Annotated in this window: 18 protein-coding genes and 1 pseudogene; 1 reads left to right on the forward strand and 18 read right to left on the reverse strand. The window is 42.3% G+C overall.

Features of this window, described 5'->3' with window-relative positions; genetic code table 11:
• The 15 genes and pseudogenes from MFLO_RS12160 to MFLO_RS12220 form a co-directional block, all read right to left on the reverse strand.
• A pseudogene (locus MFLO_RS12160) lies at positions 1-369 on the reverse strand (hypothetical protein); the annotation flags it as partial.
• Between the two features lie 624 nt (positions 370-993).
• The gene (locus tag MFLO_RS12165; protein WP_241433656.1) at positions 994-1,248 is read right to left on the reverse strand and encodes a hypothetical protein; all 255 of its coding nucleotides are present in this window, start codon (positions 1,246-1,248) and stop codon (positions 994-996) included.
• Between the two features lie 20 nt (positions 1,249-1,268).
• Complete coding sequence (locus MFLO_RS12170) at positions 1,269-1,586, reverse strand: hypothetical protein (RefSeq protein WP_036098280.1); 318 nt, start codon at positions 1,584-1,586, stop codon at positions 1,269-1,271.
• A gap of 38 nt (positions 1,587-1,624) precedes the next feature.
• On the reverse strand, positions 1,625-2,842 hold the full coding sequence (locus MFLO_RS12175) for a hypothetical protein (RefSeq protein WP_241433653.1): 1,218 nt from the start codon (positions 2,840-2,842) through the stop codon (positions 1,625-1,627).
• Complete coding sequence (locus MFLO_RS12180; RefSeq protein WP_206538341.1) at positions 2,839-3,150, reverse strand: hypothetical protein; 312 nt, start codon at positions 3,148-3,150, stop codon at positions 2,839-2,841. Before MFLO_RS12180 ends, MFLO_RS12175 begins: the two co-directional genes overlap by 4 nt.
• A gap of 668 nt (positions 3,151-3,818) precedes the next feature.
• On the reverse strand, positions 3,819-4,646 hold the full coding sequence (locus tag MFLO_RS12185) for an alpha/beta fold hydrolase (RefSeq protein ID WP_036098282.1): 828 nt from the start codon (positions 4,644-4,646) through the stop codon (positions 3,819-3,821).
• 87 nt (positions 4,647-4,733) lie between these two features.
• The gene (locus tag MFLO_RS12190) at positions 4,734-5,732 is read right to left on the reverse strand and encodes a VOC family protein (protein WP_036098283.1); all 999 of its coding nucleotides are present in this window, start codon (positions 5,730-5,732) and stop codon (positions 4,734-4,736) included.
• 15 nt (positions 5,733-5,747) lie between these two features.
• Positions 5,748-5,939: a 4-oxalocrotonate tautomerase gene (locus MFLO_RS12195; RefSeq protein WP_036098285.1), complete on the reverse strand. Its 192-nt coding sequence runs from the start codon at positions 5,937-5,939 to the stop codon at positions 5,748-5,750.
• A gap of 11 nt (positions 5,940-5,950) precedes the next feature.
• Entirely contained in the window at positions 5,951-6,175 is a 225-nt protein-coding gene (locus MFLO_RS17060) for a hypothetical protein (protein ID WP_338151529.1), read from the reverse strand.
• Positions 6,132-6,557 carry a 2-keto-4-pentenoate hydratase gene (locus MFLO_RS17065; RefSeq protein ID WP_338151530.1) on the reverse strand — a complete coding sequence of 142 codons (426 nt, stop codon included), beginning with the start codon at positions 6,555-6,557 and terminating at the stop codon, positions 6,132-6,134. The genes MFLO_RS17060 and MFLO_RS17065 overlap by 44 nt, the downstream gene beginning before the upstream one ends.
• Complete coding sequence (locus MFLO_RS17070; protein WP_338151531.1) at positions 6,548-6,739, reverse strand: hypothetical protein; 192 nt, start codon at positions 6,737-6,739, stop codon at positions 6,548-6,550. Before MFLO_RS17070 ends, MFLO_RS17065 begins: the two co-directional genes overlap by 10 nt.
• Before the next feature lie 63 nt (positions 6,740-6,802).
• The gene (gene dmpG, locus MFLO_RS12205) at positions 6,803-7,816 is read right to left on the reverse strand and encodes a 4-hydroxy-2-oxovalerate aldolase (protein WP_036098286.1); all 1,014 of its coding nucleotides are present in this window, start codon (positions 7,814-7,816) and stop codon (positions 6,803-6,805) included.
• A 17-nt stretch (positions 7,817-7,833) separates the two neighbouring features.
• Entirely contained in the window at positions 7,834-8,703 is an 870-nt protein-coding gene (locus tag MFLO_RS12210) for an acetaldehyde dehydrogenase (acetylating) (protein WP_036098287.1), read from the reverse strand.
• A 16-nt stretch (positions 8,704-8,719) separates the two neighbouring features.
• The gene (locus MFLO_RS12215; protein ID WP_036098288.1) at positions 8,720-9,496 is read right to left on the reverse strand and encodes a 2-keto-4-pentenoate hydratase; all 777 of its coding nucleotides are present in this window, start codon (positions 9,494-9,496) and stop codon (positions 8,720-8,722) included.
• A gap of 17 nt (positions 9,497-9,513) precedes the next feature.
• Positions 9,514-10,962, reverse strand: a complete 1,449-nt coding sequence (locus MFLO_RS12220) for an aldehyde dehydrogenase (RefSeq protein WP_036098290.1) — start codon at positions 10,960-10,962, stop codon at positions 9,514-9,516.
• A 197-nt stretch (positions 10,963-11,159) separates the two neighbouring features.
• Between MFLO_RS12220 and MFLO_RS12225 the strand changes: the two genes are divergently transcribed.
• Positions 11,160-11,918 carry an IclR family transcriptional regulator gene (locus tag MFLO_RS12225; protein WP_077913246.1) on the forward strand — a complete coding sequence of 253 codons (759 nt, stop codon included), beginning with the start codon at positions 11,160-11,162 and terminating at the stop codon, positions 11,916-11,918.
• A gap of 97 nt (positions 11,919-12,015) precedes the next feature.
• Here MFLO_RS12225 and MFLO_RS12230 read toward each other — a convergent pair whose 3' ends face one another.
• The 3 genes from MFLO_RS12230 to MFLO_RS16585 all read right to left on the reverse strand — a co-directional run.
• Positions 12,016-12,408: a VOC family protein gene (locus MFLO_RS12230; RefSeq protein WP_036098293.1), complete on the reverse strand. Its 393-nt coding sequence runs from the start codon at positions 12,406-12,408 to the stop codon at positions 12,016-12,018.
• Positions 12,409-12,744: 336 nt separating this feature from the next.
• Positions 12,745-13,002, reverse strand: coding sequence for a hypothetical protein (locus MFLO_RS12235; protein WP_051993653.1), 258 nt, complete (start codon positions 13,000-13,002; stop codon positions 12,745-12,747).
• A gap of 73 nt (positions 13,003-13,075) precedes the next feature.
• The coding region (locus tag MFLO_RS16585; RefSeq protein ID WP_241433655.1) for an EndoU domain-containing protein at positions 13,076-13,825 on the reverse strand (750 nt) is incomplete at its 5' end.

Below are 13,825 nucleotides of genomic sequence, written 5' to 3' on the forward strand. Positions count from 1 at the left end.
TATCCGATTCGTGGTCGTAAACTTGGACGCATCCAGATTCCGCATTCCCTCTACAAACTGATCCAAATCTTCAAAGAACGGTCGATCAATTTTCGTATGAATGAGTTCATCCACTTTTCCTGAAAACTGGTGCAAGACTTCAAAATCTTCAAACACGGATTGAAGCTCTTTTTCTAAACTCGTATGGCTGAATGAAATCGCTCCATCACAATCCAAATCGCGAATCATTTCCTCGACATCGTCCAAGTTCTCGGACGCTTTCTTTAGCTCATCAATGGCCCCTTTTCCCCAAACGCCTTTTCCGATTAAGTTTCCAATGCTGTCATGCGCACGGTCAAAATCATCTTCCTTGTACTCAACATCTTTCATGCTGTACACTCACCTCTTTGTTGTATTCTATTTGTACGTTTCCAGTGTAACATACGAAATGGAATAGAAATGTGACTATTTGATAAAATCGTCTAGTAACGATACAAAAATGGCATAAAAAATAACCCCATCCATTCGGACAAGGTCAACTCATAATCCGTTACTAAATCTTTAAGAGTACAAAAACCTCAAAATAAACGTCTTTAAATTAAGGATTGGCTCTATAGCAACATTCTAGCATAAAATACTATTTTTGTCTTTTCTAATAATCGGATTAACTTTTTCAATACTATCCATCACTTAATTTAACAAATTTTCCAGCCAATGTAATCTAGATATAACTCCTTTTCAAACAAGGTTTAAAAAATAGTAAAATCGTACAAGAGAGATTAAGACATAAAAAATACACTACCACCGCGGACATATACAGTCATCTCTTACAAGAAACTGATATGGAAACAACGAATGAGTTTAAAAAATCCTTTTTAGGATTCTCTGCCCCACTCGGTAGTAGTGTACCTTTCAATTGAGCATCCCTAGGATTGCTAATTACTGGTATACTGCAGTTTATAGAGCCATTCCACAAATTCATTATATCATCCCACTATCTTGAAAATATTATGATTAAAAATTCTCTAACATCTCTTCTTGCTTTTCAAAAACTTCTGTGACTTTCTTGCCAAAATTCCCTTTTACAGCTTCTTGCAAGCAGCTACTGGTCTTCGAAACAGATGTCTTAGCCATTTTTATTTCTTCTTTTCCCGTTTTTCTAACTCTTTTGTCGGCCGCTTCTCCCGTCCGTATATGTTGCATGCCTAGCGCTTGAACTTGTATTTTCTGATTGTTTTTCTGGAATTCTTTGAGTAGATCTTCCAACACTTCCAACAACTTGCATCACCTCATTTGTTTCTCTCTAATTGCTGCAATTCTTTACGAAATTGTTCCTCTGCATATTCAGTTTTCTGTCTTATTTCTCGCTTTTTCTCCTGTAAATCCACTCGATAGTTTGTTTCTAACTGTTCGATTTCCCTTCGAGCCATTTCTAGAATGTCCGTACAGTCTTCTTCTTTTTGTCGAATCTGGTAGAGAATTGCTTCATAAGTCTGCTGTGCGATTTCTTCGCCTTTTTGCTGAAAGCGATAAATATCCTCTTCTTGCTTCTCAAGCTCTTGCCTTTGTCGTCTGTAATCCGCTCGTATCTCTTCTTCTGTTCGCAAAGCGTGACCTCCCTCTTCATCCCAATTGCTGCGCTAATTCATGATCTTTTTGTTTGAGAGCCTCTATACTTTTGTTTGATTTCATTGGCTAGATGATCAAATTGCGTGCCCATCTTCTTCACTTTATTGATTTTTTTCTGATAAGCTTCACAAGGTTCCATTACTAGCCGTTTCTCCGTGCAACCGACGCTTGCTAATTCCGCTAAGATTTCACTTTCTGTGAGCATATCTCCCACTTGCCGTGCGACGTGTAACGTTTCTTTCCAGCTCTTTTCGACCTGATCCATGCCTTCCTGATAAACCTTAATGACATGCGCTGTGACTGCTTTAAACTCCGCAACAGCTGTTTCTACAACGGCTAATGCTCGACTATCATCTAAGTAAATCTGTTCATTCGTCGAGATTCCTCCACCACTTGCTTGGAACTTTTTATGTAATACTTCGAGATCATATAACTTGGCTATGTATTCGGTCATGGCGTAACATTCTGCTTGTTGGATCATAGCTTCTCGGTTATATTCATTAGCAGGTATTTGTAGCTTCCCGTTTTTATCAAACGCCCAGTTGCTTAACTGATGATAATCGACAGGATTCAAATGCGTCCCCATTTCCATACTCACCTTGATTTCGGCACCTGTTCCATTTCCTCCAAAGTTCCCAATCGCATCCGCACGATTTCGATAATTCACTAGCATACCTGGATTCGCTTCGATCCATTTTTTTGCTTCATCCGATAAAATATTCGAGGGGTCTGGTCCGTTAAATCCTACATTACGCCACTTATTTTCAGCCGCAATCAGGAGAGCCAAATATTCTCCTAAGGAATGGCCTGTTGTCGTGATAACAGAATTTGAATACGCTGCTTTCACTTCATTGGCGAATTTCTGAGCTGAAATCGCTTGTCCGTCAATTTTTGATCCTTGAAAAGGGTGAAGCGGGCTTTGTTCAAGTTGTTTATCCCCCTGAACGACTGTTTGAAGATCCGTTGCCCGGTCTTTGGCATCTGAAAAATTGGTTCCCGCATAGGCAATGACTACTTCCGTCGTGTCCACTTTCCCGTTTTTATCCACTGGCGCAACAGCCATGGCTTGCATCCCATTTTTTTGGTTGTTTTCTGTTTTTAAAATTTTATACTTGGTATCTCCAAACTTTCTGTAATTTCCTTCTTTCAACGTTGGCGCATATTCTTTGTGCTGTGGGTCTAACCAATAAGCTTTATCACTCAAATCCTTATAGCTTTTATCTGTAACAGTCAAAGTTCTTCCTCCAATCCATTAGAGTATACAACTTTAACTTTATCAGTAGTTATTCCTTCTTTTTGAACTTCTTCATTTTCTATACCATAATCACTAATTTTTTCCTGATTTTTTGCAAAACCATAGTCAAAATAAGTAGATTCCCCTTCTTTACTGGTCATTGTCACAACTATACTATATGATCCTGTCATATTATTATAACCAACCCGTTCTATTTTTACTTTTGCTACATTAGCAAAAGTCTTTTTCAAAGCTTTCACTGATTGCTTTTCTACATCTAAAGTTTTTTGCTCTTTTTTATTATCCATATACATTTTCCCTCCAAAACCGATTCCAAGTACTAGTATAAGTCCAAGTAATATTAGCCACATCTTTTTCATCCCGTCACCTACATTCTTTTTATGCAATACTACACCTAATATACCATAACTCCTTCAGCCTATCTGTGAACTTTACGTGAACTTTTCTGTCAATTGCACAAAAAAAACAACCTCATCCATTTGGACAAGGCCAAATATTGATCAGTGATTAAATCTTTAAGAGTACAAAAACCTCAAATTAAGCGTCTTTAACTGGAAGTTTTGCTCCACACTTGTATTTTAACATCGAACAAAAAAATGCCTTACTTGTATAAAAGCAAGACATCTTTTTTACTGCTAGTTCTTGTTTCCTTCTCGGTAGACCAGTTTTGCGTCTTCTCTTAAATACTACTTTTTTAAAAAATCCACTGATTCATAGATGCCATACTTTATTCATAGTATTATCAGTAATCCAACTACTACATTTGTTCTGAAGAAAAACCATTAGAAAAAATTTAAAAAAGTGGAAACTTCGTGATCAACTTTCCCCATTTCTCGCATACAAAAAGAAAATCCCAGCACACTAAAAGTGCTGGGATCAAACCGGCACACCCTTAACAGGCACCGGACTTTTTGCTGCCGAGTCGTCCCAACAAATTTGTTCGCTTTTCCCCTGCCTATTTGCCTAAAAAACTTTTTACTGTATCCGCAAAGCGTTCCGTCTGCTCAATTTGCGTCCAGTGACCACATTTTCCGAAAATGTGCAGCTCCGCATTCCGAATCAGCTTCGCAAGTTCAAATGAAGTTGTAACAGGGATAACGCGGTCTTCTCTGCCATGAACAATCAATGTTTCATGCGGAATATCACGGATATAATCCTTGTTGCCTGCCATCGCTTCTACACTATTTTGACGCGGTTCTGGAAACATCGATGAAAAGCTTTGATGAAATTCCGGCTTTTTGCTGGATTCATAGCGTGTTTTAATTAAATCCGGCGTAACAAAAGAATGATCGTATGTGAAAATCTCAAGCAGTTCTTCCATATTCGCAAGCGACGGCTGGTATCCCCAAACGCGTTCAAGACCATAAGTAATCGGGAAACTTACTCCCATACTGCCCATCAAAATGAGTTTTTCAACGCGTTCGGGATATTTGATTGCCATTGTAAGTGCGAGCGCGCCGCCAAACGAATTTCCGATCAGCGTTGCTTTTTTTATTCCCACTGCATCAAAAAAATCAATCGTTTGCTGTACCCAGACATTCATATTGTAACTGATGTCTGCTGGACGCTCCGTGTAGCCAAATCCTACCATATCCGGTGCAAGCATATGATAATCTTTTTCCCATAATTTAAATAGTTTATTCCAGTTCGCCCAAGCGGTCACACCTGGTCCTGAACCATGTAAAAGAACAATTGTTTCTTTGTTCGAATCCCCAACGTCATGATAATTCGTTTTAAAATTTCCCGTTTGAATTGAGTTTGCAATTTCAGGTCGTTTTTCCATCTGTATTCGCTCCTTTATTAAACTTTAAGAACAGCACGGAACAATAGAAGAGATTCTTTGCTCCGTACTGCCAGTTTATTTATAACCTTAATAGAATGGTTTGATTTCTTTATCTTCAACAACCGGTGTACCGTAACGGAAGTAACTGTGTGGCAACTCTCCGCCGTACCAAATAATTGATTTTTCAGCGTCATTGACATTCCATTCAACTGGTTTCCAAGTTGGATCGAAAATGAGATATCCTGTATCACCGAATAACTCAACGCGGTTACCGCCCGGTTCAATCGCATACATACATTTAGCTTGCGAAACCCCATGTTTAAGCGGGCCAGCTTCGATTGGAATACCAAGTTCCGTTAACGCATCCGATAGATATTCTAAATCTTGAGGATCACCGAACCAGTAAGCAATATGATGCAGACGTCCTGGATCGCATTTGTCTGATAAACCGTCTTTCATGAAGGCAATTTCATGAACCAGCGGCGAAACCGATAGCCAAGCTGCAGCTTTTGATTTATCAGGGTTAGAAATGAATTCGCGGACTTTGAAACCAAGATGTTCCGTGAAAAAGTCGACGTTTTTATCAACATCCGTTGCCAAGCAGTTCATATGATCTAAACGGCGAACGGGAACACCTGTAAGCGGACGGCGCTGTGGTCGATTATTTAGTTTGGAAACAAAATCGCCTTCTGCTTGGTAGTATTCGACATCGAAGAAAATTTCAAATAAATGATTGTCTGGGCTTGTAAATTCATAAGCCTTGCCTCGGCTGTACGCAGGCTCCACCCAGCCTTTGCCTTGCGGTAGCTTCGAAAGAACTTCTACTCGGCGCTCAAGTGCTTGCGGACTTGTTGCACGCCAGCTTGCTTTTGCGAGCCCTGCTTCATGATGCGGCGTTAGTTTCAAACTGTATTTATAAGGGTCTTCGTAGGCGCGCATATAAACGCTACCTTCTTCATCTTTATGAACGACTAGCATTCCCATTACTTCGAAAAACTTGATTGATTCTTCCAATTTCGGTGTGTATAAATTGATCATAGCAAGTTGTGCAACTTCAAATAACGGTTCTCTGTTTTGTGTATTCATAGTGTTTCCCCTTCCCTATCTTCCAGATTTTTTAGCAGAAACTCCGCCAATTCCCCAGTGTGTTTTAGGAACTTCCTGGATAATTACGCGAATATTCTCCTTTGGCGCATCTAATACTTTTTCCACAGTCTGAGTGACTTCGACAATTAATTCTTCAATCTTTTCTTCCTTGCGGCCTTCCATGATTTCAATATGAATGAGCGGCATCATTCCCCTCCTTACTGGACAAACAAGCGCGCAGATCCAAGTGATTCGCCGAATTTTACTTCTACGTAATCGCCCGGCTTAATGCTGACAGCTGCCGTAATTCCGCCCGTCAAAATCGGTTCGCCCGGTTTAACTGCTTCGCCTTTTTCGGCTAGCATATTGGCAAGATAGGCAATCGATTCCGCAGGGTGATTAAGAACCGCAGCTCCGGCGCCCAGGGCCTGAATTTCCCCCATTAATTTCCAAGACCACACCGATCGTTTCAAGATCCATTTGGTCGGTCTTTCTCACATTCGTACCAAAAACAGCTCCGGCAGCCGAGGTATTATCGGCCACGACATCCGGCATCGTGAAGTTGAAGTTTAAGTAACGACTGTCGATCACTTCGATTCCCGGAAAAATGTAGTCTGTTGCGGCCAAAACATCTTCCTTCGTAACGCCTGGACCCCGTAATTCCTGTTTAAGGACGAAGCCGATTTCTGGCTCAACTTTCGGATGAATGTATTCACTAAATTTGAGGTGCCCACCGTCTTCGACTACCATTGAATCGAATACATAGCCGTAAATTGGAGCATCCACATTCATCTGTTGGAGCTTCGCAAGACTCGTCAGCCCCATTTTCGGTCCGACAATTTTCTCGCCGCGTTCAAGCCGCTTTTTGATGAGTGCTTCTTGAATTTTGTAGCTTCTGCCATACTAAGTTCTGGATACTTTTCTGCTGTAATCTTGATGATTTCGTATTTGCCGTCTTGTGCATCTAATACATACTTGGTCAAATCTTGTACCTTTGCTTCTTCCAAGCACTTCACCTCCTTATTTGTCATTTAGGATTTCAAAATGGATATCCTATAACCGCGAAAGTTTCATCCTCGTTCTTGCTTCATTCGCTTCGCTACATCAATAATCATATCTTCCTGACCACCAACTACTTTTTCGCGCCCTAGTTCAATCAAGATATCGCGCGGATCAATCCCGTATTTTTCTCCAGCGCGCTGTGCATGAAGCCGGAAGCTAGAATAAACGCCCGCATAACCCATTGTAAGGCTGTCTTTTGTGATTTCTTGCGGTGTCAGAAGGAGAGGTGCGACTACATCTTCAGCCGCATCCATAATCTTATAAAGATCAATTCCAGTCTTGATGCCCATTTTGTCGAGGGCAGCTACCAGTACTTCCGTTTGCGTGTTTCCGGCGCCGGCGCCAAGAGCTCGGATACTGCCATCAATTCGCGTTGCGCCGGCTTTGATCGCAGCAAGCGTGTTGCCCATCGCAAGGCCAAGATTGTTATGGGCGTGGAAGCCAACTTCAATCGATAGCTCGCTTTTCAGTGCCGCAATCCGTTCAAAAACCTGATCTGGCAACATTGTACCAGCAGAATCCGTCATATAGACCGCTTCAGCACCGTAGCTCTCCATCAATTTGGCCTGCTCAATCAGCTTGTCAAGCGGTGCCATATGCGCCATCATCAAGAAGCCGAATGTAGTAAGACCCATTTTTCTCGCCTCTTCAATATGCTGTCTTGAAACATCCGCTTCCGTAACATGCGTTGCTACTCGCACGAGCGAAGCACCTAATTCCCTAGCTCTTTTAAGTTCGTGCACCGTTCCAATACCCGGCAAAAGCAACACGGCGATCTTTGAATAAGAAGCCGTTTCAACAGCCGCTTGAATCAACTTGAATTCATCTACCTTCGACATCCCGTATTGGAGCGTACTGCCGCCGAGACCGTCGCCGTGAGAAACTTCAATGTAAGGGACTTTCGCCGCATCTAGCGCGCCGACAACATTTCGTACCTGTTCTTCCGTAAAACTGTGTCTCACCGCATGACTTCCGTCTCGCAGCGCCACCTCAGTAATCACGACATCTAAATCATCAAACATCTCGTTCCCTCCTTCCGTTATCCGTTTGTTTTCGCCATTTCCTCCGCAACCTGTACCACTGCAGAAGTCATAATATCGAGATTTCCGGCGTAATTAGGTAAAAAGTCGCCGGCGCCTTCCACTTCCAGAAAAACCGTCACTTCATTACCTTCCACAATCGGCTCTGAGCGCAAGTGGTAGCCTGGCACATATTGCTCCACCTTTTCGACCATCTCATGAATTGCCTTCACAATTTCCGCTTCCTTCGCTTCACCTTCCACAAGCACACGTACTGTGTCGCGCATGAGGATAGGCGGATCAGCCGGATTCAAAATAATAATCGCGCGGCCTTTTTTCGCTCCGCCAACCGTTTCAATCGCCTTGCTAGTCGTTTCGGTAAACTCGTCGATATTTGCCCTCGTTCCCGGTCCAGCACTTTTACTGGAAATCGTCGCCACAATCTCTCCATATTTCACCGGTTGCACCTGCCCAATCGCTGCTACAATCGGAACCGTTGCTTGCCCGCCGCAAGTCACCATGTTAACGTTTCTTTCGCGAATATGTTCCGTCAGATTAACCGGGGGAACAACAAACGGCCCGATCGCTGCTGGCGTCAGATCTAGCATAATCTTGCCAAGCCGCTTCGCTACCTCATCATTATGCAGATGCGCATTTGCCGAAGTCGCATCAAACAGCACATCCACCGAATCCGGTGCTTTTTCAGCCCATTCATCAATTCCACCAGCGAACGTTTCAAGACCCTTTTCCCGCGCTCGTTTCATTCCTTCCGATTCAGCATCAATCCCGATCATTACCGTCGGCTCAATCACATCCGAACGCAGCAGTTTTATCATCAAATCGCTACCGATATTCCCAGAACCGATAATCCCTGCTTTCAATTTAGCCACAAGCCTTTCTCCTTCCTTAAAAACTCACTTTCACGTTGCCCATCCGATTAAATTTCATTTCAAATTCGTCTCCCGGTTCAGCTGGTACCGCCGCAGAGAGCGCACCTGACAAAATAACTTCACCCGGAAGCAGTGCGATATCATATTCGGCGAGCTTATTTGCAAGCCAGACTACGGCATTTATTGGATGATCAAGGCAAGCCGCTCCGGCGCCAGTATTGACAAGCTCACCATTTTTATAAAGCGCCATTCCAACGAGACGCAAATCAAGTTCCGTCAAATCAAACCTCTTATTTCCCAAAACATAAAGACCTGATGAAGCGTTATCTCCCACCGTATCAGCAAGCGTCAGCTTCCAGTCTTTAATCCGGCTGTCGACAATTTCAATCGCCGGAACCACATAGTCTGTTGCCCGAATTACGTCAAAAGCCGTCACCTCCGGACCTATCAGTTTTTCCTTCAGCACAAAGGCAATCTCGCCTTCCACACGCGGCTGGAGCACCTTATCTGCGGCAACCTTTCCGCCTTCCGGAACCTCCATACTCGCGAGAAGATGCCCATAATCCGGCTCATCCACACCAAGCGACTGCTGCATCGCGAGCGACGTCAGCCCGATTTTTTTTCCTGTAATCGTTTCACCCGCACCGAGTGCCTTTTCAATCGTCGCAAGTTGCACCTGATAAGCTTCGCGCACCGTGAGTTCCGGGGCAACAACCGTAAGCTGTTCAACGCCTTCGCCTTTTTTAAAAGCGTCCGCCAAATGTTCACTTAACTGCTTTGGATCTGTTGTCATAAATTTGTCCCCCATCCTTAAAGCTTAATCGTCACGTTCGAGAGTTCTGTATAGAAATCAAAGCTGTGTGCTCCGCCTTCCCGACCAATTCCACTGTGTTTCATGCCGCCAAACGGTGTTCTAAGATCCCGCAAGAACCAAGTATTCACCCAAATAATCCCCGCTTCAATTTGAGAAGCAAAACGATGCGCTTGTTTTAAATCTTGCGTCCAAATCGTTGCTGCAAGACCATAAGTCGTATCATTCACCTGCTCCAAGACTTCCTCTTCCGTGTCAAACGGCAAAATTGTAATTACCGGTCCAAAAATCTCTTCTTTGACACAGCGCGAACTGCGATCAAGACCCGTAATAATCGTCGGTTCAATAAAGTAACCCGGCAATCCTTCCGCTTTTTTTCCGCCCGTTAAAAATGTTCCTTTATCTTCACGAGCAATATCCAAATAGCTAAGCACCTTATTGTAGTGTTCCTCACTTACAACCGAGCCGACAAACGTTCCTTCAACGAGCGGATCGCCGACCTTAAGTCCCTTCGTCCGTTCCACTAATTTTTCGACAAATTCATCGTAAACCCCTTTTTGGACGTAAACCCGCGAACCGCAAAGACAAACTTCCCCTTGATTTAAGAAGCTTGACCGAATCGATGTCTCTACCGCGTCATCAATGTCAGCGCTTTCAAAAATCACATTCGGATTCTTGCCGCCAAGTTCAAACGACAGCTTCTTAAGCGACGGAGCAGAAGCCTTCATAATCGCTGTCCCCGTAATCGTTTCGCCTGTAAAAGCAATCGCGTCGACATCCTCACTCGCCGAGAGTGCTGCACCTGCTTCCCCAAAACCATGAACGAGATTGACAACTCCTTTTGGAACACCCGCTTGTTCGCAAATTTCTGCCATAATCGTAGCCGTCATCGGTGTCACCTCAGAAGGTTTCATCACGACCGCGTTTCCTGCCGCAAGCGCCGGTGCAAGTTTCCAAGTCATAAGTAGGAGCGGTAAGTTCCATGGATTGATCAAACCAACAACCCCAACCGGTTTCCGAACCGCATAATGAAGTGCTACATCATCTTGCTGGTAAGATTCTTGACCAATTGTTGTCATATAATCCGCAAAAAAGTGAAAATTATAAGCCGCACGCGGAATATCGAGCGAACGCGAAAGCGAGAGCGGTTTTCCAGTATCAAGCGTTTCAAGCATCGCAAGCTCATCTAAACGTTCTAAAATCAGATCCCCAATTTTGCGAATGATTTGCGATCTTTCCCGTAAAGGCATAGTCCGCCATTCGCCTTTTGAAGCCTTCTTAGCAGCAGCAATTGCAAGTTTGACATCTGCTTCACTACCATTTGCAACCGTTCCAAGTTTTTCTTTCGTAGCTGGATTGGTATTATCAAACGTTTCTTTACTGATCGAATCGACATAAGCCCCATTAATAAAGTGGCGGCAGTCGATGCCCGTATACTTCTGTTCCATCCATATGCCCTCCTCATGTTTCTTGCTTCCATCATAGAATCCTTTAAAAATTCAGACAACCTCTCTGTTCCTCTATAAGCAATAAATTATGAATTTTTTTATTTTTATTCTAAAATTATAACAAAGAAAGCGTTTCCATATTAAAATAATATATAAAAACTGTTCCACATAGCGGAACTGAAGAGAGGGAGAACATAGTGACACAAGAACTTCGATCAGTCAAAAATGCACTTACAATCTTAAAATGTTTCTCACCAGAAAAAAACACTTTAGGGGTAACTGAAATCAGCAACATGACGGGACTAGCTAAAAGCACCGTGAGCCGCACACTCGCCACGCTGGCACAAGAAGGTTTTGTAAGAAAAGCGACCGATCAACAATCCTACATTCTCGGATTCGCTATTATCAATCTTGCCGGCATTTCCCTCAGTTCGATGCGCATTCAACAAGAAGTTTCACCGGCACTGAGCCAGCTTGTCGTCCACACTAACGAAAGCGGCCATATTGCTATCCTTGATGGAATGGATATCATCTACATTCAAAAGGCCGAGTCTTCCATTCATACCAAGATGAAGACCCATTTAGGAAGCCGCAATCCGGCGCATGCCACAAGTTCCGGAAAGCTACTTTTAGCTTATCAAGGAGATCAGACCGTCGCAGGTCTATCCGAAAATCCCTTGCCTGCTTACACATCCGAAACCATCACCAACCCGTATAAATTGAAGGAAGAACTAGAGACCATTCGTCAAAATCGATTCGCATACAGCAAAGATGAACTGACAGAAGGAGTTTCATCCGTTGCCGTTCCAGTGATTGACTACACAGGCATTGTTGTTGCTTCCATTGCCTTAGTCGGTGCAACCGCTCGCTTCACGCCAAAGAAAATCAGTGAATTTGCATCGCTTCTCAAACAAGCCGCGCGCGAATCTTCGCATAATCTTGGCTATAGCCATTAAAAAAGAACAGCCATCAAAAATTAGATTTTAAAATCCGATTTTGATGGCTGTTTATATGTAAAAATCCCTGCTTGTTAACTTTTTTAAATTTTGTTTACTAATACGCGCTTTCAACTCCCGTTTTATTGGCTTTGTTCTTTTTCAAACTATCACGATAGCCCTTTACTCTATCTGAAAGAGTTCCCGTGTAGAGTTCGAACAAATGATTATCGTAGTCATAGAAATAAGTCAATTTAAAATCAGCTGCCACTCTTTTCCTGCTTTCCTTGTGTAACTTTTTCCATTCCTGAAACTGGTTTTTCAACTGATCCGCGTAAATATTACTCCCGCTAAACAAATCATCCATCGTCACTTCTGTTTTCGGTACTTCCCGCTGTTCCTGCGTATAACTATTCACAAAAACCGTCTCTGTTTTCGTCGCCCCGATCCGATTCGTCGTCGTAAACTTCGAGGCATCCAAATTCCGCATGCCTTCCACAAATCGATCCATGTTCCGAATGTCTTCCTCAGCCTAATCTCATATAGGCTAAAAATAGCTTGGTGCGTATTTCTTTCAATGGGTCTCTATTTTTCTCCTTTAAACTCTATTTTTGATACAAAAAAACAGTATCAGTGGTTGTTTCCTCACTAATACCGTTTCTATAACTTTTACATTTTCTAGCTGAAATAATTGTATACTTAATAAACTCCAAAAAAGACTAGTAAGTCCATTGAATTTTTGTACAATGAATACAGTTAGCTATTGGCAACTTGATTAGTGAGATTACTCCTTACTATCAAGGCTCAATCACTTGATTACCAGTCTTTTGATTGAATGCCTTTTTATTTAGTTTTCAATATAACTTTCAGCAATATCAATATCTTTAGTCATATCTAACTTAGGAAATTTTTTATCAAGGTTTCTTAAACAAGTAATAAACCTTTCGCTTTGAAGTTGTTCAGATATATCTTCAAAAATTTCACTGATATAATATAGATCATCTTCATTGCACTCATTAAGATAATCTATTGTTTCATCTTCATTTTGAGTTAAAAGTACCGTCATTTCATTCCAACACTTTTCTATTCCAAAATCATCATTTATATTTAAACCTTTTCTTTTTTTTTAAAATAGCATCCATTTCTTTTTTTAATTCCATGCTTCTCCTCCTAATACTTTATGGCAGTTTTGTTGCATCTGGGAATATAGTTGCAGGTTTTCCATCAGTTTTTATTACTCCAACTCGTACTCCATTAAACTCACCAAAAATAGCTTCTCCATCTTTAGCACTAGCAAAGTTTGGTCGACTAGCAACATGTTGTCCTGCACTTTCTATATCTTTTTTCGTCCAATTTTCAGGAAACCAAGATTGATTATTTCCTGTTCTTTTAGCCTTAACTTTATGGTCTGGTACATTTCCAGTTCTCACACCATTAGGGTAAGTTTTTTCAATATTTACTTCAAACCCATTTTCTTTTAAGAAATCAATGTTAGATTGTCCATGTCCGCCACCTTTCATTTTGGACACTTTTCCTGTAGAAGGATTGACGGTAAAATCTCCGACATTGGCATGTTTCAAACTTTGTTCTGAAATTTCAACTTTAGGAAATTTAGCTCCACTGGCTCTCTCCAATATACCATCTGTCTTACTTTCTCCGCCAAGATTCACATCAAACCGCTGCAACGTAGCCTGCCATTTTTCCGTCTGTGCAAGCACCTTCGAGCTACCAGAAGTCCCCAGTCCGCCAACATCTGCCATCGCTAACTGCTGCCGCGGCGGTAAGTTCAAACTATTCTCCCATTTCGCTCCGATGTTCCCGATCGTATCCAAACCGTGTGTCAACTTGTCCACTCCGCTATGCGCCGCCCCTTTCAAACTTCTTACCCGCATCTCCGCTTGATTCTTCCCAATCCGAACCAAATCCTC

This window comes from Listeria floridensis FSL S10-1187, assembly GCF_000525875.1.
Lineage (GTDB): Bacteria > Bacillota > Bacilli > Lactobacillales > Listeriaceae > Listeria > Listeria floridensis.

Coding starts and splice junctions, on each gene's coding strand:
- MFLO_RS12180 (WP_206538341.1), bottom strand. CDS start 3,150: ATGGATAATAAAAAAGAGCAAAAAACTTTAGATGTAGAAAAGCAATCA.
- MFLO_RS12185 (WP_036098282.1), bottom strand. CDS start 4,646: ATGGAAAAACGACCTGAAATTGCAAACTCAATTCAAACGGGAAATTTT.
- MFLO_RS12190 (WP_036098283.1), bottom strand. CDS start 5,732: ATGAATACACAAAACAGAGAACCGTTATTTGAAGTTGCACAACTTGCT.
- MFLO_RS12195 (WP_036098285.1), bottom strand. CDS start 5,939: ATGCCGCTCATTCATATTGAAATCATGGAAGGCCGCAAGGAAGAAAAG.
- MFLO_RS17060 (WP_338151529.1), bottom strand. CDS start 6,175: ATGGGGGAAATTCAGGCCCTGGGCGCCGGAGCTGCGGTTCTTAATCAC.
- MFLO_RS17065 (WP_338151530.1), bottom strand. CDS start 6,557: ATGGGGCTGACGAGTCTTGCGAAGCTCCAACAGATGAATGTGGATGCT.
- dmpG (WP_036098286.1), bottom strand. CDS start 7,816: ATGTTTGATGATTTAGATGTCGTGATTACTGAGGTGGCGCTGCGAGAC.
- MFLO_RS12215 (WP_036098288.1), bottom strand. CDS start 9,496: ATGACAACAGATCCAAAGCAGTTAAGTGAACATTTGGCGGACGCTTTT.
- MFLO_RS12220 (WP_036098290.1), bottom strand. CDS start 10,962: ATGGAACAGAAGTATACGGGCATCGACTGCCGCCACTTTATTAATGGG.
- MFLO_RS12230 (WP_036098293.1), bottom strand. CDS start 12,408: ATGGATCGATTTGTGGAAGGCATGCGGAATTTGGATGCCTCGAAGTTT.